The 603-nt window shown below is 55.2% G+C and carries 1 protein-coding gene; it reads right to left on the bottom strand.

Annotation, left to right across the window (positions count from 1 at the left end; all coding sequences use genetic code 11):
- A partial coding sequence (locus ACR0LL_RS21305; RefSeq protein ID WP_480589326.1) for a hypothetical protein occupies nucleotides 1-603 on the bottom strand: 603 nt, incomplete at both ends.

Here is a 603-nt window from a genome sequence, read left to right as displayed (position 1 = left end):
TTCAAATCCAGCCAAGTCAAACCATTTTCTGTCGCGGCCTGATCGATCAGATCGCGGACCTCATCGCTGTATCCCACAGGATCTTCGCGAAAGGTGATCCTGTCTTCGCCGACAAATTCCGAGATGTCGGGCAGCGAAAACACGATCAGCCGCGCGCCATTGGCCGCAGCGGCCTGGGACAGAGACCGAATGGATTCAAAAAACAGCGTCTGTTCCGTCTCGGTTGGAACGGATGGCAAAAGGTTCCGGTCGAACATTTGCGTTTTGAACATCAGCAACAGCTTACCCACGTAAAGCGAGGCAAAGCCGCGTTTCAAACGCTGGGTGAATGTCGGCGTGTGATTGCGGGTGCCCGGGTTGTCCTGCCATTTGCGGAACCGGACGTTGTCGATCAGGTCGTTGCGGTTGAAGACAAACAGCAGCACCGTGTCATGAGGAATCTCGTCCTTGAACTCATCATAGGTCAGCGCGTGTTGCAGGGTTCCGTGACCCCCTGTGCCCAGGTTTACGAAATGCGAATCCTGCGACCATCGTGACAAAAAAGCGGGGATCGTCTCGGTTTCGTCAGACAAGGTGCCCCGGATGAACGAGTCGCCCAAAACC

This window comes from Ruegeria sp. AI2 (assembly GCF_056541275.1).
Note: the sequence above shows the minus strand (reverse complement) of the source record. Positions and strands in the feature narration are given on the sequence as shown.